This is a genomic window from Tardiphaga sp. OK246, assembly GCF_900188215.1.
Classification (GTDB): Bacteria; Pseudomonadota; Alphaproteobacteria; order Rhizobiales; family Xanthobacteraceae; genus Tardiphaga; species Tardiphaga robiniae.
In genome coordinates this window covers 601,107-617,651 of record NZ_FZOX01000002.1, presented here as the reverse complement: position 1 = coordinate 617,651, position 16,545 = coordinate 601,107, and the positions used below count along the sequence as shown (strand labels likewise).

16 protein-coding genes are annotated in these 16,545 nt (G+C 62.8%); 3 read left to right on the top strand and 13 right to left on the bottom strand.

All coding sequences use genetic code 11. The annotated features are described in order from the left end of the window. Positions 1–23: 23 nt before the first annotated feature. The 3 genes from CHC01_RS10195 to epmA are packed head-to-tail and all read right to left on the bottom strand — an operon-like array spanning position 24 to position 2,492. Positions 24–302: a hypothetical protein gene (locus CHC01_RS10195; RefSeq protein WP_081422013.1), complete on the bottom strand. Its 279-nt coding sequence runs from the start codon at positions 300–302 to the stop codon at positions 24–26. Between the two features lie 40 nt (positions 303–342). After that, positions 343–1,443 carry a lysine-2,3-aminomutase-like protein gene (locus tag CHC01_RS10190; RefSeq protein ID WP_089264181.1) on the bottom strand — a complete coding sequence of 367 codons (1,101 nt, stop codon included), beginning with the start codon at positions 1,441–1,443 and terminating at the stop codon, positions 343–345. After that, on the bottom strand, positions 1,440–2,492 hold the full coding sequence (epmA, locus tag CHC01_RS10185) for an EF-P lysine aminoacylase EpmA (protein ID WP_089264180.1): 1,053 nt from the start codon (positions 2,490–2,492) through the stop codon (positions 1,440–1,442). The genes CHC01_RS10190 and epmA overlap by 4 nt, the downstream gene beginning before the upstream one ends. 138 nt (positions 2,493–2,630) lie before the next feature. Between epmA and efp the strand changes: the two genes are divergently transcribed. Together efp and CHC01_RS10175 are read left to right on the top strand one after the other, a co-directional pair. Next, entirely contained in the window at positions 2,631–3,197 is a 567-nt protein-coding gene (gene efp, locus CHC01_RS10180; RefSeq protein ID WP_068736546.1) for an elongation factor P, read from the top strand. A 168-nt stretch (positions 3,198–3,365) separates the two neighbouring features. After that, on the top strand, positions 3,366–4,595 hold the full coding sequence (locus tag CHC01_RS10175; RefSeq protein WP_089264179.1) for a lytic murein transglycosylase: 1,230 nt from the start codon (positions 3,366–3,368) through the stop codon (positions 4,593–4,595). Between the two features lie 9 nt (positions 4,596–4,604). Here the strand turns inward: CHC01_RS10175 and CHC01_RS10170 are convergent, their stop codons facing one another. The 3 genes from CHC01_RS10170 to CHC01_RS10160 are packed head-to-tail and all read right to left on the bottom strand — an operon-like array spanning position 4,605 to position 8,367. Further along, positions 4,605–5,993 carry a class II fumarate hydratase gene (locus CHC01_RS10170; protein WP_089264178.1) on the bottom strand — a complete coding sequence of 463 codons (1,389 nt, stop codon included), beginning with the start codon at positions 5,991–5,993 and terminating at the stop codon, positions 4,605–4,607. A 9-nt stretch (positions 5,994–6,002) separates the two neighbouring features. Beyond that, positions 6,003–6,989, bottom strand: coding sequence for a tripartite tricarboxylate transporter substrate-binding protein (locus CHC01_RS10165; protein ID WP_502695647.1), 987 nt, complete (start codon positions 6,987–6,989; stop codon positions 6,003–6,005). Between the two features lie 28 nt (positions 6,990–7,017). Then, the gene (locus CHC01_RS10160) at positions 7,018–8,367 is read right to left on the bottom strand and encodes a class-II fumarase/aspartase family protein (protein WP_089264176.1); all 1,350 of its coding nucleotides are present in this window, start codon (positions 8,365–8,367) and stop codon (positions 7,018–7,020) included. 135 nt (positions 8,368–8,502) lie between these two features. Here CHC01_RS10160 and CHC01_RS10155 point away from each other — a divergent pair, with 135 nt between their 5' ends. Then, on the top strand, positions 8,503–9,252 hold the full coding sequence (locus CHC01_RS10155; protein WP_089264175.1) for a GntR family transcriptional regulator: 750 nt from the start codon (positions 8,503–8,505) through the stop codon (positions 9,250–9,252). Positions 9,253–9,296: 44 nt separating this feature from the next. On the opposite strand, the gene recJ is transcribed toward CHC01_RS10155, so the two are convergent. From recJ to CHC01_RS10120, 7 genes are all read right to left on the bottom strand, one after another. Then, positions 9,297–11,135, bottom strand: a complete 1,839-nt coding sequence (gene recJ, locus CHC01_RS10150; RefSeq protein ID WP_089264174.1) for a single-stranded-DNA-specific exonuclease RecJ — start codon at positions 11,133–11,135, stop codon at positions 9,297–9,299. 48 nt (positions 11,136–11,183) lie between these two features. Next, on the bottom strand, positions 11,184–11,903 hold the full coding sequence (locus CHC01_RS10145; RefSeq protein ID WP_089264173.1) for a haloacid dehalogenase type II: 720 nt from the start codon (positions 11,901–11,903) through the stop codon (positions 11,184–11,186). Between the two features lie 78 nt (positions 11,904–11,981). Further along, entirely contained in the window at positions 11,982–12,434 is a 453-nt protein-coding gene (locus tag CHC01_RS10140) for a GNAT family N-acetyltransferase (protein WP_089264172.1), read from the bottom strand. Between the two features lie 10 nt (positions 12,435–12,444). Continuing rightward, a complete protein-coding gene (gene glpX / locus CHC01_RS10135; RefSeq protein WP_068736567.1) occupies positions 12,445–13,443 on the bottom strand; it encodes a class II fructose-bisphosphatase in 999 nt (332 codons plus the stop codon). 57 nt (positions 13,444–13,500) lie between these two features. Continuing rightward, a complete protein-coding gene (locus tag CHC01_RS10130) occupies positions 13,501–14,823 on the bottom strand; it encodes a homoserine dehydrogenase (RefSeq protein ID WP_089264171.1) in 1,323 nt (440 codons plus the stop codon). 77 nt (positions 14,824–14,900) lie between these two features. After that, a complete protein-coding gene (locus CHC01_RS10125; RefSeq protein ID WP_089264170.1) occupies positions 14,901–16,121 on the bottom strand; it encodes an LL-diaminopimelate aminotransferase in 1,221 nt (406 codons plus the stop codon). 93 nt (positions 16,122–16,214) lie between these two features. After that, positions 16,215–16,535, bottom strand: a complete 321-nt coding sequence (locus tag CHC01_RS10120) for a hypothetical protein (protein WP_414716883.1) — start codon at positions 16,533–16,535, stop codon at positions 16,215–16,217. Between the last annotated feature and the right edge of the window lie 10 nt (positions 16,536–16,545).

Genomic DNA, 16,545 nt, shown 5'->3' with positions numbered 1-16,545 from the left:
CCCCGCCAACTGTCTGCAGGGGCTCAGCAGCCCTTGCAGATATTCTTGATCATGCGATCAAGTTCGCGATCCTGCGCGTCGATGCGGGACGGATCGTTCTTGCCGGTCTCCGGCGGCAAATCGCCCGGGCGCGGCTGGCGATGGCCGACGGGAGCCTCTGGCAGAGCACCGCCGCTGTTGGTCTGTGTGGTCGGCTGCGAGCGCAGGCCCTTGGGTGGCAGGTTGCGGGACGAATCCTGCGCCAGAGCCAGCGAATGGCCGAGAACGAACAGGCCTGCCGTCATCACGAACAATGTTTTCATTTTTTGTCTCCGACACCAGGTGGCGCGTGTAAGCCGATCGCTACGGCTTCGGTGGATAGATATGAACGTCGCCGCAGTAATCCACAACACGATAGACCGATTCCGCAGAAGCTTCACCGTCAGGCTTGAGGCTGATTGAAGAATTCTCAGACAAATATTCGGGACCGATCGGCGCCTTGCCATAACCGCCGGGAATATCGAGCACATAATCCGGCTGGCACAATCCGGAAACATTGCCTCGAATGGCGCGCATTAAGGCCTGTCCCTCCGCGATGCTGGTGCGCAAATGTGCGGTGCCAGGCGCGAGGTCGCCGTGATGCAGATAATAGGGCTTGATGCGGCACTCGACGAAACCGCGCATCAGTGCCGTCAGCGTCGCCGCATCGTCATTGACGCCGCGCAGCAATACCGACTGGCTCACCATGGGAATGCCGGCATCCACCATCAGCGCGCAGGCCGCACGTGCAGCATCCGTCAGCTCGCGCGGATGATTGGCATGCAGCGCCACCCATGTGCTAGCGCCCGTGACTTTCAATGCATCCACCATTTCCGCACTCACGCGGCCGGGATCAGCCACGGGGACCCGCGTATGCAATCGAATGATCTTTACATGCGGGATATCAGCGAGATCCGCCATGATCTCGCTCAATCGCCGCGGCGACAGCATTAGGGGATCGCCGCCGGTGAGGATTACCTCCCAGATCTCGTCATGGCTGCGGATATAATCCAGCGCGGCTGCATAAGCCTCGCGCGACAGCGCGGTCTCCTTGCCGGGGCCTACCATCTCGCGGCGGAAACAGAACCGGCAATACACCGCGCAGACATGTACCAGCTTGAACAGCACGCGGTCGGGATAGCGATGCACGATACCGTCGATGGGCGCGTGGGCGTGATCACCGATCGGATCAGCGTTCTCTTCGGGCTGCGCGTTCAGTTCATCCACACTTGGAATGTACTGGCGCGCGATCGGATCGTCGGGATCGCTGCTGTCGATCAGTGCGGCTACAGCCGGCGTCACCGCGACCGCATAACGCGCGGCGACTTTCTCCAGATCAGCCAGCGTCGAAGCTGGCGCGAGACCGTTTTCAATAAGATCGCTGGCTTGCCGCAGGGTCGTCGCAACTTTCACGTGACGGTTCATGACACACCTGCCGGCGGCGTCCACACCACCTGATCGATCCGCGTCGCGCCCGACGCGAGCATCACCAGCCGGTCGAATCCGAGTGCAACACCGGACGCAGGCGGCATCGTTGCGACGGCCTCAAGAAACTCCTCATCGAGCGGATAGCGCTCGCCATAGCGACGCTCCTTTTCGTCCATCGCTTCCGTGAAGCGTCGGCGCTGCTCATCGGCATCGGTCAATTCGCCGAAGCCGTTGGCGAGTTCGACGCCGCAGGCATAGACCTCGAAGCGTTCGGCCACGCGTCGGTCACCTTCTTTGGTGCGCGCCAATGCCGCTTCCGGCGATGGGTATTCAAACAGCACGGTCATCCGTCCCTGCCCGAGATGCGGCTCGACATGCTCGACGAGAATCTTGCTGAAAATATCCGACCATGTGTCGTCGTCGCTGATCCGCACCTTGCCAGTCGCAGCAGCCGCCAGCTTAGCGCGATCACCCTCGGCGCCATCGATGCTTGCAAGCAAATCTATATCCGCAAAACGCGTGAAAGCCGCTGCCACGGTCAACATCTCCGGCTCGGCAAACGGATCGGCAACCTGACCGCGAAACGTGAACTGCTTGGTGCCTGTCGCCTGCGCCGCGCATGCAATGATCGCCACGCAATCGACGATCACGGCCTCATAGCTCTCCTCGGCACGGTACCATTCCAGCATCGTGAATTCAGGCAGGTGCCTGTCGCCGCGCTCGCGGTCGCGAAACACCCGCGCGAATTCGAAGATCCTGGTCTCCCCCGCCGCCAGCAGCTTCTTGCAGGCGAATTCCGGCGAGGTCCGCAGATACCGCGAGAGCCGCTCGCCGTCGCGGTCGATCAATGTCGTCTTTGGCGCATGCAGATGGGTCTCATTGCCCGGCGAGACCTGCAGGACGCCAGTCTCGACCTCCAGGAAGCCCTGAGCCTCAAACCACGTCCGGATACCCTTCGTGATCGCTCCCCGCGCCAGCAGGAAGCCCCGGCGATCCTGATGTCGCGCCGGGCTCCACCAGGGCGACGGACGGTCGGTTCCAGTCATCGGCAAACGGCCCTTTTGGGTTGCAAAACGCTGGCATCGCCGCGTGAAATCAGTATGTTGCCCCCCGAAACCGCTTCGCTGGCCACAGGACACACACGTCCGGATCGGTCCCGGGCCTGAAATCTAGGAAATATATCTGTGAAAGTCATCGCCAGTTCTATTCGCAAGGGCAACGTCATCGAGCAGGAAGGCAAGCTCTACGTGGTTCTGTCCGCGGAGAACATCCACCCCGGCAAGGGAACCCCGGTCAGCCAGATCGAAATGCGCCGAATCAGCGACGGTGTGAAGATCTCGGAGCGCTACAAGACCACTGACCAGGTGGAAAAGGCGACGATTGAAGACCAGAACTTCAATTACCTCTACAAGGATGCCGACGGCTTCCATTTCATGAACAACGACAATTACGACCAGGTTCAGGTGCAGAAGGACGTCATCGGCGATGCCGAGCCCTATCTGCAGGAGAACATGACCGTAAAGCTGTCGCTGCACGGCCTCGTTCCGGTGGCGATCCAGATGCCGCAGCGCGCGACCCTCGAAGTCGTCGATACCGAGCCGGTGACCAAGGGCCAGACCGCGTCGTCGTCCTACAAGCCTGCCATGCTGTCCAACGGCGTCCGCACCAACGTGCCGCCGCATGTTGGTACCGGCACACGCATCGTGGTGCTGATCGAGGACGGCTCGTACATCGAACGCGCCAAGGACTAAAGGATCCCGGCTGTCGCAAGACTGCCGCAAGTTTTTCGCAAGACCGCCGGACGCCCGAAAATGGCTTCCGGCGGTCTTTTTTATACATGATATCAATCCGTTGACTGCGTTGACGCGCCGCGACGCATTGCCCCTGCCATGGCGCAAATCATGCGGCTACAGTGGCGCATGACCGCACGCGATTCCCTGATCGACCGACGCAGCCTGCTCCGCTCCGGCCTGGGTGCCAGCGCGCTGCTGGCCATGCCCGGGACCGCCTTTGCGGCCCCCGCGGGCTTCGACGCGTGGCGCGACGGCTTTCGTGCTAAGGCAATTGCCAAAGGCGTCTCCGACGCGACCTATTCGCGCGTGATGGGCCGTATCGAGCCGGACATGTCCGTGTTCACCAAGATGCAGAAGCAGCCGGAATTTCACGAGCAGCTCTGGCAATACATCAACCGCCGCGCCTCCGACTGGCGCATCGCCGCCGGCAAGGAAGCGCTGCGCAAGTATGACGGCGTGTTCGACCGTATCGAGCGCGACTTCGGCGTCGAGCGCGGCACGTTACTGGCGCTGTGGGGCGTCGAGTCCGCCTATGGCGATCCCATCGTGCAGCAGAACCATATGCGCCCGGTGTTTCCGTCGCTCGCCGCACTGGCGTGGAACGAGCCGCGCCGCCGCGCCTATTGGGAAACCGAACTCATCAACGCGCTGAAGATCGTCGATAAGGGCTGGGGCACGCCCGACGAGATGCGCGGCTCGTGGGCCGGCGCCATGGGCCACACACAATGGATGCCCGAGGTCTGGCTCAATGTCGGCATCGACTATGACCGCGACGGCCGCGTCTCGCCGTTCGGCAAGCCTGACGATGCGCTGGGCTCAAGCGCACGCTTCCTCGTTAATCGCGGCAAATATCCGCGCGGCGAACACTGGGGCTATGAAGTCCGCGCCAATGGCGCCAGCTCATCGGATAGCAATCGCAGTTTTGCAGCATGGTCCGCAGCCGGCGTTACGCGCGCCGATGGACAGCCGTTCCCGCAGGCCACTGCCAATGCCAAGCTCTGGGTGCCTGTGCAGGGCGGTCCGGCCTTCCTGCTCGGCCAGGGCTTCTACGCCGTGCGCAGCTATAACCCGTCGATGAACTACGCGCTGGCAATCTGCCATCTCGGCGATCGCATTCTCGGCGCACCGCCTTTCATCCAGCCGTTCCCCGGCTCGGAACGCGCGCTCACACTCGCCGAAGTGCAGGAAGTACAAACTCGCCTCACCCGCGCCGGCTTCGACACCGGCGGCACCGATGGCCGCGTCGGCAACGACACGATGAAAGCGGTGAAGGACTATCAAACGAAGATGGGTCTGCTGCCGGCGGATGGCTATGGCGGGCTGAAGGTGCTCGCGCGGTTGCGGCAAGGCGGCTGAGCCGTTCCGTCAAATGCCCGCCATCCGCTGCGGATCGACGTAACGATCGTAGTCTTCACCCGAGAGCAGTCCTAGCGCGATCGCTGCTTCGCGCGGTGTGATGGACTCGTCCAGCGCCTTGGCTGTGATGAGCGCGACCTTGTCGTAGCCAATCACCGGATTGAGCGCTGTCGCGAGCAGCGGAGCGTTGGCGACATTCGCAGCGAGCTGTCGCCGATCGACGTCGAGATCTCGGATCAATCGGGACGTAAAGACATCGATGCCATCGGCGAGGATACGGATCGACTGCAGGACGTTGTAGATGATCGCCGGCTTGGCAACGTTGAGCTCGAAATTGCCGGATGCGCTGGCTGCGGTGACGACGGCGTTGTTACCCGTCACCTGAAAACACACCTGCGCAAGCATCTCAGCGATGGTGGGATTGCGTTTGCCTGGCATGATCGACGACGTCAGCCCGTCATGCGGGATGACAAGCTCACCGAGTCCGCAGCGCGGACCCGAACCGAGGAAGCGCACGTCGTTCGCGATCTTCAGCAGCGTGACGGCAAGGCCGTTGAGCGTGCCTGACACTTCGACCAGCGCGTCATGTGCGCCCATGCCTTCGAACTTGCTCGGGTTCGGGACGAATGCAACGCCAGTCAGTGCGTTCAGGTGATCGCAAAAGGCGCTGTCGAATCCCTTTGGCGCATTGAGCCCCGAGCCGACGGCCGTGCCGCCCTGGGGCAGCATCAGCAGACGCGGAAACACTGCTTCGATGCGGTCAATCGCATGGCCGATCTGACGGGCGAAGGCATCGAAGGCCTGCCCCATCGTCATCGGCACGGCATCCATCAGATGCGTACGGCCTATCTTCACGACGTCGGAGAATGCGTCCGCCTTGGCGCGGAGATCATCGCGCAGCACCTGCAAGGTCGGGAGCAAGCGCCCGCGCAACTCGAGCGCCGTTGCCACATGCATCACGGTCGGAAAGCTGTCGTTCGATGACTGCGAACAATTGACGTGATCGTTGGGATGAACGGGTGATTTGGTTCCGAGCGGCTGGCCCAGCAATTCATTGGCGCGGTTCGCGATCACCTCGTTGGCGTTCATGTTGGTCTGGGTGCCGGAGCCAGTCTGCCAGATCGGCAACGGGAAATGATCGTCGAAACGGCCCTGCTGAAGTTCGAGTGCCGCTGTTTCGATCGGCGCCGCGATCTCCGGTGCGATCGTCCTGAGTTGCAGATTGGCGCGAACGGCCGCGATCTTCTGCAGGGCGAATGCACGGATCAGCGCGACCGGGAAACGCTCATCGCTAACCTGGAAGACCTCAAGCGCGCGTTGGGTCTGCGCGCCCCAATAGCGATCCTTCGGCACCGCGATGGCACCGAAGGCGTCATGTTCCGTGCGAACGTCACTCACGAGTTTGGCTCACTGCGCGCCGACAACGCCCGCCGCCTTGATGATCGGCGTCCACTTGTCGATCTCGGATTTCAGATGCGCGGCCAGCGCATCGGGCGTCGCCCGTTCCGGCGCCACTGGCTGCACGCCGAGCCCGGCAAGCCGGCTCTTCACAGTCTCGTCCTTCAGCGCCACGTTCAACGCCGCAACGAGTTTGTCGATGATCGGCTTGGGTGTGCCCTTCGGCGCGAACAGGCCGTACCAGACGGTGTAGGTAAAGCCCGGCAAGCCGGCTTCGGCTGTCGTGGGCAGTTTTGGCAGCGCCGGCGCCTTCTCGGTGCTGGTGACGGCGTAGCCCTTGATCGTGCCACCGTCGACATTGCCGACCACGTTGACGATCTGGTCGCACATGACATCGACCTGCCCGCTCATCATGTCGTTCATTGCCGGACCAGCGCCGCGATAGGCGATCTGGGTCGGCTGGGTGCCGGTCGCCGCGTTGAGCAGCAGGCCGCACAAATGCGAGGCCGATCCGATGCCGGCATGCGCGTAGTTCACTTTCTCCTTGTTCGTCTTCATCCAGGCGATGAGCTCGGCGAGATTGGCGGCCGGGAGATCCTTGCGTGCCACGAACACCGACGGGAGATCGACAGCGAGACCGATCGGCTCGTAGTCCTTGATCGGATCGTATTTGAGTTTTGGATACAGCGCCGGATTGGTCGCGTGGCTGATATGGATCAGCAACAGATTGTAGCCGTCCGGCGGCGAGGCCGCGACCTTGGCGCTGCCGATGGAGCCGCCGGCGCCCGTTGTGTTCTCGACGATGACCTGCTGCTTCAGCGGGCCGCTCATGCCCTGCGCCAGCAGCCGCGCGATGGTGTCGCCAGGGCCGCCTGCCGAATAGGGCATGTTCATGGTGATGGTGCGTGTCGGAAAGTCCTGGGCCGAGGCCGGAACGGCAAGGAGCGCACCGGCGAGCACGAATGCGGTCGTCAAAATGTTCTTCGTCATCGAAATTCCTCCCCTGTTGTGTATGTATGTTGTTTCAGCGTCCGCTCATGCTCAGCACGCGATCGACCATCGGACCGCACAGGCCGAGATAGTTGGCCGGGTCGCAGTGACGACGGATGGCATCCTTGCCGCCAAGCGCTTCGGTAATTTCCGGGACCTCGGCGAGGATATCCGCAAGCTGTCCGCCGCCTTCGATTGCCTTGCGGCAGGCATCGTAGACGACGTCATGCGCATGCTGGCGGCCGAGTTTCGGCGCCGCTGCCATCATCACCGCTTCGGCGACGATAAGGCCGCGTGTCAGATCTAGATTCTCCAGCATGCGCTTCTCATGAACCACAAGTCCGGCCAACATGAATTTGGCATTTGCCAGCGAAGAGGCGGTGAGCAGGAAGCTCTCCGGCAACGACACCCATTCGAGATGCCACGGCCCGGTTGCACGTTCCAGATCATGGATCATGCCGTCGAGCATGGTCGCGACATGCTGGCGCACCGCCTTGGCAGCGGCGAGCATCAGTTCGCTTGAAATCGCGTTACGCTTTTGCGGCATCGTCGATGACGCCCCGCGACCGGGCACGAAAGGCTCAGACACTTCGCCGAATTCGGACGATGACAACAGCATGACGTCGGTAGCGATCTTGCCGAGCGTACCGGTGATCAGGCCAAGCAGCGTGACCGCCTCGGCGATGCCGTCGCGGGCGACATGCCAGGTGATCGAGGGCTGATGCAGGCCGAGCTCCTCGCAGAACAGCTTTTGCATCTCCAGGCCGCCCTCGCCCACCGATGCGAGCGTCCCCGCGGCGCCGGAGAACTCGCCGAGCAGGATGCGCGGCAGTGCTTGATCGACGCGTTCGATGTGACGGTCGACGGAAGACAGCCAGACGGCGGCCTTGTAGCCGAAGGTCACCGGCAGCGCCTGCTGCAGATGGGTGCGCCCGGCCATTGGCGTGTCGCGATATTTGCGGGCCATTGCGCTCAGGATGTCGCGGACCTCGCGCAGATCGCGTGCAACGATCTGTAGCGCCGCGCGGATCTGCAGGACGTTGGCGGTGTCCATGATGTCCTGGGTCGTCGCACCCCAGTGGACGTAGCGGCCCGCCTCTCCGGCAGCCTCGGACAGCTGATGAACGAGCGGCAGGATCGGGTAGCCGACGATTTCGGTTTCAGCACGGAGCTTGTCGAAATCGATCCGGATCGATTTGGCGGCGGCCTCGATGGCCTGCGCGGCTTCCTTGGGGACAACGCCGAGACGGGCTTGGGCGCGGGCCAGCGCGACTTCGGCCTCGATGTAGCGGCCGACCAGGGCTTCGTCGGCGAAGACCGCCCGCATTTCCGCGGTGCCGAACATGTCCCGAAACAGGACCGAATCGAAAACCGTGCTGCCCATACCGCTTCCTCTTATTATGTTCGTACATATTAAATTGTCCGAACATAAACCGTGTGTCAATCTCCTTCCTTGACGAGATGGTCGCCAATCAGGCTTCCATCTTGCGATCAGGGACTTAGGGGTCGAGGGACGACGGTGGAAAAGCGTTACGCGTTCGTGGCCCGAGCACTTACCGAGGCCATCGCAGACGGACGGCATCCGGTCGGGTCTGTGCTGCCGACAGAGTTCGAGCTGGCGGACCAGTTCGCCGTGAGCCGATCAACCGTGCGCGCGGCGATGCAGGAGCTTCAGGCGTCCGGCTTGGTCAGCCGAAAACGTAATGCGGGCACGCGCGTCGAGGCGGCCTCTCCCGCCAACGGCGGTGATGGCTTTACGCAGGCACTCAATACGATCGAGGCGGTGCAGCAGTTCGGCACCGAGACCGAACGACACGTGCAGCATGTCGCCGACATTGTCGCGGACAGCGAGCTGGCCAGCCAGCTCGGATGCCGACCGGGTCGCCGCTGGCTGTGCATCTCAAGTCTGCGCACGATTCCCGGCGACGTCACACAGACGCCGATCTGCTGGACCGATGTCTATATCGACGGCGCCTTCGCCGACGAGGTACGCACGAAAATGGCGGGGCATCATGAGATCTTCGGCACCCTGGTCGAAAAAATCTCGGGACGACGGTTCGTCGAGATCCGGCAGGACATTTCTGCGGTTGGCGTGTCGGACGCGATGGCGGAGCCGCTGAAGGCAACGGCTGGTGCGCATGCGCTGTCCATTCGGCGGCAGTATCTGTTCGCGTCAAACGAGCTGGCTGAAGTCTCGCTCAGTATTCATCCGGCGGACCGGTATCGATATTCAACCAGATTGCTGCGCCGGCAGGACGCAAATGGATGAGTGCGCCGGTTAAGCCGGGAGACGACAGATTAAGAGCGGTGAGACTACCTGATCATCTTCGGCCCGGGATCCGGCGCCGCCACATCGATCACGCGCATCTGCACGCGCTCGGCACCCTGCCAGCGATCGACGGTCAGCGAGCCCGCCACATGGACCGGTTGACCGCGCAGCTCCTGCAACGCGTTGCCAAGTTTCTGCCCCACTGAACGAAACGCGATACCGTTGACCATGGCGCCGTCCGACGCCTTGAAGCGCAGCCGCAGATGCGCCTGCCCAACTTCATCGACATAAACGAGCTGATGCGCCGGCAGCGCAATCACCGGCTCGGGATTGGCCTGCCCGAACGGCCCGGCGCGATTGAGCGTATTCACGAGATCCGTCGTCACACCGCGCGCAGTGATAGCGCCATCGATGAAGAGTTCTTTCTCGTTGCGGGACTTACCGACATCCGCAGCCAGCGCGCTTTCGATGTAGGCGCGGAATTCGCCGAGCCGTTCCTTGCGTAGCGTGACGCCAGCGGCCATCGCATGACCACCGCCTTTCATCAGAAGACCATCGGCGACGGCCTGCCGCACGGCCTTGCCGAGATCAACGCCGGAGATCGAACGGCCAGACCCCGTGCCGATTCCGCCGGGCTCCAGCGCAATCGCGAAAGCGGGCCGCGCGAATTTTTCCTTGAGCCGGGATGCGACAAGCCCGACCACGCCCGGATGCCAGCCTTCGCTGGCCGTCACGATCACCGAGCCTTTGTCTTCGAGCCCGAGTGACGCCAACGCCTCCGCTTCGGCCTGCGCTTCCGCGGCCTGTTCGATTACGCGGCGTTCGATGTTCAGCCGATCGAGTTCGGCAGCGATCTTCGCGGCCTCGGAAATATCGCCTTCGAGCAGCAGCCGCACGCCCAGGTCCGCGCGCCCGATGCGGCCGCCGGCATTGATGCGCGGTCCCAGCATGAAGCCGAGATGCCATGCTTCCGGCGGACCATTCAAGCGCGCCACATCCATCAGTGCGGTGTGGCCGATGTGATCGCGGCGGCGCAATGCGATGAGACCCTTGGCGACAAAGGCGCGGTTCAGACCGATCAGTGGAGCCACGTCGGCCACGGTACCCAGCGCCACGTGATGCAGCATGCCGAGCAGATCCGGCTCCGGCATCTCGGCGGTCCAGAAGCCGCGCTTGCGCAATTCGCGATTGACGGCGACCAGCGTGATCAGCACGAGGCCCACGGCAGCGAGATGACCGAGACCGGAAATATCGTCGAGCCTATTGGGATTCACGACGGCATCGACGTCAGGCAATTCCTCGCCGGTCTGATGGTGATCGATGACAACCACGGACATTCCGAGCTTCTTGGCCTCGGCCAGCGGTTCGAAGCTTGTCGTGCCGCAATCGACAGTCACGAGCAGCGTCGCGCCCTTGCCGGCCAGCATCCTGATGGCATCCACATTGGGGCCGTAGCCCTCGAAGATGCGATCGGGAATGTGAATCTGCGGGTCGAGCCCGCAATGGCGGAGATGCCAGGCCAGCAGCGCAGACGACGTCGCGCCGTCGACGTCGTAGTCGCCGAAGATCGCCACTTTCTCCCGGCGCTGCGCCGCATCCGCAATGCGCTTTGCCGCCGCTTCCATCTGCGTGATGGTGAAGGGATCCGGCATCAGCTTGCGGATGGTGGGATCGAGAAAGTCTTCGACGGCGTCGAGTTCGATATTGCGGCCGGCGATGACCCGCGCCAGCATTTCTGGCAATTGGAAACGCTGCACCATGGCCAGCGCCCGCGCCGCCCCGCGCTGATCCACCCGGTCGCGCCAGATCCGCCCGGTGGCGGATTCGGTAACGCCGAGAAAGGCCTGCTGGGATTCGACGGGAATGATGGTCGGTGGCGTCATGGCATCAGCAATAGGCCGCGCAGCCGCTTTCGGCAAATCCCAAGCCGGTCAGCAGCCCATCCGCTTCGCCAGATCGTTGAAGTCGTCGGCCACCACGTCCCACGGGCCCTCGGCCTTGAAATCGCGGTTCTGGTGCGGGCCGTATTCAGCGACCCGCGGCACGAAGGCGGTCTTGAGGCCGAGCTTGTGTGCGGCATCGAGATCGCTGTTATGGGCGGCGACCATCATAACTTCCGCAGGCTTCAGATTGAGCAGTGCGGCCGCGCCGAGATAGGCCTGCGGATCGGGCTTATAGTGTTCGAACAGTTCCGCGCTCATGATCAGGTCCCATGGCAGGCCGGCGAATTTCGCCATGTTGGTCAGCAGCGCGACATTGCCGTTCGACAACGGGCTGATGACGTATTTGGTCTTCAAGCGCGTCAGACCGCTCACCGAATCCGTCCACGGATGCAGCCGGTGCCAGCCGAGTGTCATGTGATGCAGATCGTTGTCCGAGAGCCCGTTGATGCCGAACTTGGCGACCAACACGTCGAGCGACTGCCGATGCAGTGTGTCGAGCTTGACGAAGCCACGCTCGGGATGATGGCGCACGACATCCATCGACGGCATATAGGCCTGCCGCCAGGCATCGACGAGCGCGGTCCAGTCAGCCGTGATGCCGCGCGCTTTGCCGAACGCGGTACAGTCAGCAATCAGGCTGGAACGCCAATCAACCACGGTGCCGAACACGTCGAACACCAGAGCCTTGACGTTATCGGTCTCGCTCATGGTCTCATCCCCATTTTGTTTTTTGGTTTTTAGTTCGATTAATCCGAGCGCATATTGGCGCGCTCGGATTGCCTTTAATTAGAGTATCTTCCGATATTGCATAAATCCGGAATTGTCCGCGACCTGATCATACAGAATGCGCGCCTGCGCATTCTCGTTCTGTGTCAGCCAATGCACGCGGCTGCAGCCATCGGCCTTGGCCTTCGCATAGACCGCCTCGATCAGAGCGCGACCGACGCCGAGCCCACGCGCGTTGTTGTCGACGAACAGATCCTGCAGATAGCAGTAGTTGCCGGGCGTCCAGGATGAGCGGTGATACAGGAACTGCACGATGCCGGTGAGCTTGCCGTCCACATAGGCGCCGAGCAGGAACATCTGCTCGTTTGCGTCATGGAAACGCTTCCACGCGGTATCGGTCGCGGCCTGTGGCAGCGTCGCCTTGTAGAACGTCAGATAGCCCTGCCAGAGCGGCTCCCAGGCAGCCCGCTCATCGGGGCCGACCGGGCGGATGTCAACATTCGCCTTCGCCATGTGACCGAACTCAATCCAGGTGGAATTTTTCGAGCTGGCGATGCTCGCCCTTGATGATGCGCACCGTGCCGGTTACCGAACGCATCACGATGGTCTCGGTCTCGATGACGTCGCCGCGGAACTTGACGCCCGACAGCAATGCGCCGTCGGTGACACCGGTGGCGGCAAACAGGCAGTCGCCCTTCGCCATGTCCTCGATGCCATAGATCATCTTCGGATCGGTGACACCCATCTTCAGCGCACGCTCGCGCTTCTCGTCGGTATCGAGGATCAATCGGGTCTGCATCTGGCCGCCGATGCAGCGCAGTGCTGCAGCTGCCAGCACGCCTTCCGGTGCGCCGCCAATGCCAAGATAGATGTCGATGCCAGATTTGGCGGGATCGGTGGTGTGGATGACGCCGGCGACGTCGCCGTCCGGAATGAGACGCAGCGCCGCACCGGTCGAGCGGATCGCTGCGATCAATGCTTCGTGCCGCGGCCGCTCAAGCACGAGGGCGGTGATCGCCGACACCGGCACGCCCTTGGCCTTGGCGAGGCGCTTGATGTTCTCTTCCGGCGATGCGTCGATGTCGATCACGTTCTTGGCGTAGCCCGGGCCAATCGCGATCTTGTCCATATAGACGTCGGGCGCATGCAGCAGCGTGCCGCCGTCGGCCATCGCCATGGTGGCGATCGAGCCCGGCATGTCCTTGGCGCACAGCGTCGTGCCTTCGAGCGGATCGACGGCAATATCGACCTTCGGGCCGGCATTGATGCCGACCTTTTCGCCGATATAGAGCATCGGCGCTTCGTCGCGCTCGCCCTCGCCGATCACGATGGTGCCGTCGATCGGCATCTTGTTGAGCTCGCGGCGCATCGCATCAACCGCTGCCTGATCCGCCGCCTTCTCCTGCCCATGACCACGCAACCGCGCAGCCGACACTGCCGCGCGCTCGGTCACGCGAACGATCTCCAGCGTCAGAATGCGCTCGAGCAGTTGCTGCGGCGGGACGGTAATATGGGTCGACATTGGCGGGCTCCTTCTACGGTGGGACGAATGTCCCCGTACAACTCTCAACGCGTGGATTTAGTTCTTCTCGATGCGAATAACCTGCGGCTTGCCTGATATCACCTTGTCGCTTTGCACGGCCTGCAGGGCGCGACGCATGGCGTCCTCGGTGGTGGCGTAGGTGATCAGGATAACAGGCACCGGTGACGATTTCGTGCTCTTGCCGACCGGCTCGATACCGCCATTCGGATGGCGCTGCACGATCGACTCCAGCGAGATCTTCTGCTCGGCCAGACGCGTTGCGATGCGTGCGGCCGTGCCGGCAAGATCGCGCGCCATCAGGCGGATGTAATAACCACCTTCATGGCGTTCCATCGGCGCCTTGGTGGTGGTCTTGAGCTTCTCGACTGGCCGACCAAACGGCAACGCGCGCACATTGCGTGCGACATCGGCGATATCGGCAAGAACCGCAGACGCCGTCGCGGCGCCGCCAGCGCCGGGACCGACCAGTGTAATCGGCGCAATGCCTGCGCCATCAACCGTGACGGCGTTAGTGACGCCCATGACCTGCGCAATGGAGGACGACAGCGGCACCATGGTTGGATGCACGCGCTGTTCGATGCCAGTCGCGGTGCGCATGGCAACGCCCAGCAGCTTCACGCGATAGCCGAGCTCTGCAGCAGCGCGCAGATCTTCAGCGGCGATGGACGAAATGCCCTCGACCGAAACAGCGCTCTGCGCGACCTTGGTCCCGAATGCGAGGCTGGCGAGAATGGCCAGCTTCTGCGCGGTGTCGTGGCCATCGACGTCGAAGGACGGCTCGGCCTCGGCGTAGCCAAGCCGCTGCGCGTCTTTAAGGCATTCCTCGAAGGACAGGCCCTCCAGCTCCATCCGGGACAGGATATAGTTGCAGGTGCCGTTGAGAATACCGTAGACGCGATTGATATCGGTGCCGACGAGACCTTCGCGGATGGTCTTGATGATCGGAATGGCGCCAGCGACGGCGGCCTCGTAGTTCAGCGCGCCGCGGTGCTTCTCAGCCGATGCGGCTAGCTTCAGGCCATGCTTGGCGATCAGTGCCTTGTTCGCGGTCACGACCGACTTGCCGGCGCGCAGCGCCGCCTCGATCGACGACAGCGCGGGATCGCCAACGCCGCCCATCAATTCGACGAAGCACTCGACATCGGGATGCTGCGCAACCGCGAGCGGATCCTTCATCCAGTCGATGCCGCGCAGATCGACGCCGCGCTTCTTGGTCTTGGACCGCGCGGTGACAGCAATCACCTTGACGCCACGACCGCAGCGCGCGGCCAAAATCGAGTTCTGCTGTTCGATGAGACGGACGACTTCGGCACCAACGGTGCCGAGTCCCGCGATACCCACTTTGAGGGGTGCGACCATTAAGCTTCAGACCTGTCGGAATTCTTGTTGAGCGATGACCGGTCCGAAAACCGGTTGCCGGTTTTCGGGGATCACGCCTATCGCCGGTTGGCGAGAGGAACCACGTTGTGCAACGTTTCGAGACCGCTTTCAAGGAAGCGGCGAATGCCGCGGGCAGCCTGGCGAATGCGCTGTTCATTCTCGACCATCGCGATGCGAACGTAACCCTCGCCATGCTCGCCGAAGGCGACGCCGGGAGATACCACCACGCCGGACTTTTCAACGAGAAGCGTTGCAAACTGCATACTGCCGACCTCGCGGAATTTCTCCGGCAGCGGCGCCCAGGCGAACATCGACGCCGACGGCGGCGGAATGTCCCAGCCGGCGCGGCCGAAAGACTCCACCATCGCATCACGACGCTTCCGATAGGTGTCGCGCATTTCGCGGATGCAGTCATCCGGACCGTTCAGCGCGGCAGTGGCCGCGACCTGCACGGGCGTGAAAGCGCCGTAGTCGAGATAGGACTTCACCCGCGTCAGCGCGGCGATGATGCGCTCGTTGCCGACTGCAAAGCCCATGCGCCAGCCGGCCATGGAGAAGGTCTTCGACATCGAGGTGAATTCGACGGTGACGTCCATCGCGCCCGGTACCTGCAGCACCGAGGGCGGCGGGTTCTTGTCGTCGAAATAGACCTCGGCGTAAGCGAGATCCGAGAGGATGTAGATCTCGTGTTTCTTCGCGAAGGCCACGAGGTCCTTGTAGAAATCGAGGCTCGCCACCTGCGCCGTCGGGTTCGACGGATAGCAGACGATCAGCGCGATCGGCTTCGGGATCGAATGGATGATGGCGCGCTCGACGGCCGCGAAAAAGTCCGGCGTCGGCTCGGACGGCACCGAGCGGATCACGCCGCCGGCCATCAGGAAGCCGAAGGCATGGATGGGGTAGCTCGGATTGGGGCACAGCACGACATCGCCGGGCGCGGTGATCGCCTGGGCGACGTTGGCGAAGCCTTCCTTGGAGCCCAGCGTCGCCACCACCTGGGTGTCCGGATTGAGCTTCACGCCAAAGCGGCGCTCGTAATAGCCGGCCTGGGCCTTGCGCAGGCCGGTGATGCCCTTCGAGGCCGAATAGCGGTCGGTGCGCGGCTTGCCCAGGGTCTCCTTGAGCTTCTCGATCACATGCGGCGGGGTCGCAAGATCCGGATTGCCCATGCCGAGGTCGATGATATCGGCGCCAGCGTTTCGCGCGGCGGCCTTGGCCCGGTTGACCTGTTCGAACACATAGGGCGGCAATCGTCGGATGCGGTAGAATTCTTCCATGGGATCGGGCTCCAGAACCGCTTCATCATGCGGTTGAATCGCTTCTTTTTATCACGGAAGCCCGGTGACACCAGTCACGACGGGCAGTTTTGACTATTTGGCCGCCGGTTTGGCCGGCAGCACGACGGCTTGGCGGTCGCGGGCGGCAGTCAGTTCGGCCTGCATCTTGGCCTGATCCGCCGGCGCCATGGCGGTGCCTTCGCGGGTGGTCGGCAGATCATGAACCGGCAGATAGGTGCCCACCTCGGCCGGACGCGCCGGAGCGCCCGCCGGCGTCCCCACCATGGGCATGTCGGCGATGGTCGAGGCGCAGCCGCCCAGAGGCAAGCCAAGCCCCAGCACCAGCAAGGCGGCCGCTGTCGCCGCCCGCCCGCTGCGACCACCAATTGCCCTGAATGTGCCTCTACGCGTCACGCCACAACCC

What these genes read in the sequence shown, in the direction of transcription:
- CHC01_RS10195 (WP_081422013.1), bottom strand. Translation starts at nt 302, where the DNA reads ATGAAAACATTGTTCGTGATGACGGCAGGCCTGTTCGTTCTCGGCCAT.
- CHC01_RS10190 (WP_089264181.1), bottom strand. Translation starts at nt 1,443, where the DNA reads ATGAACCGTCACGTGAAAGTTGCGACGACCCTGCGGCAAGCCAGCGAT.
- epmA (WP_089264180.1), bottom strand. Translation starts at nt 2,492, where the DNA reads ATGACTGGAACCGACCGTCCGTCGCCCTGGTGGAGCCCGGCGCGACAT.
- CHC01_RS10175 (WP_089264179.1), top strand. Translation starts at nt 3,366, where the DNA reads ATGACCGCACGCGATTCCCTGATCGACCGACGCAGCCTGCTCCGCTCC.
- CHC01_RS10160 (WP_089264176.1), bottom strand. Translation starts at nt 8,367, where the DNA reads ATGGGCAGCACGGTTTTCGATTCGGTCCTGTTTCGGGACATGTTCGGC.
- recJ (WP_089264174.1), bottom strand. Translation starts at nt 11,135, where the DNA reads ATGACGCCACCGACCATCATTCCCGTCGAATCCCAGCAGGCCTTTCTC.
- CHC01_RS10145 (WP_089264173.1), bottom strand. Translation starts at nt 11,903, where the DNA reads ATGAGCGAGACCGATAACGTCAAGGCTCTGGTGTTCGACGTGTTCGGC.
- CHC01_RS10140 (WP_089264172.1), bottom strand. Translation starts at nt 12,434, where the DNA reads ATGGCGAAGGCGAATGTTGACATCCGCCCGGTCGGCCCCGATGAGCGG.
- glpX (WP_068736567.1), bottom strand. Translation starts at nt 13,443, where the DNA reads ATGTCGACCCATATTACCGTCCCGCCGCAGCAACTGCTCGAGCGCATT.
- CHC01_RS10130 (WP_089264171.1), bottom strand. Translation starts at nt 14,823, where the DNA reads ATGGTCGCACCCCTCAAAGTGGGTATCGCGGGACTCGGCACCGTTGGT.
- CHC01_RS10125 (WP_089264170.1), bottom strand. Translation starts at nt 16,121, where the DNA reads ATGGAAGAATTCTACCGCATCCGACGATTGCCGCCCTATGTGTTCGAA.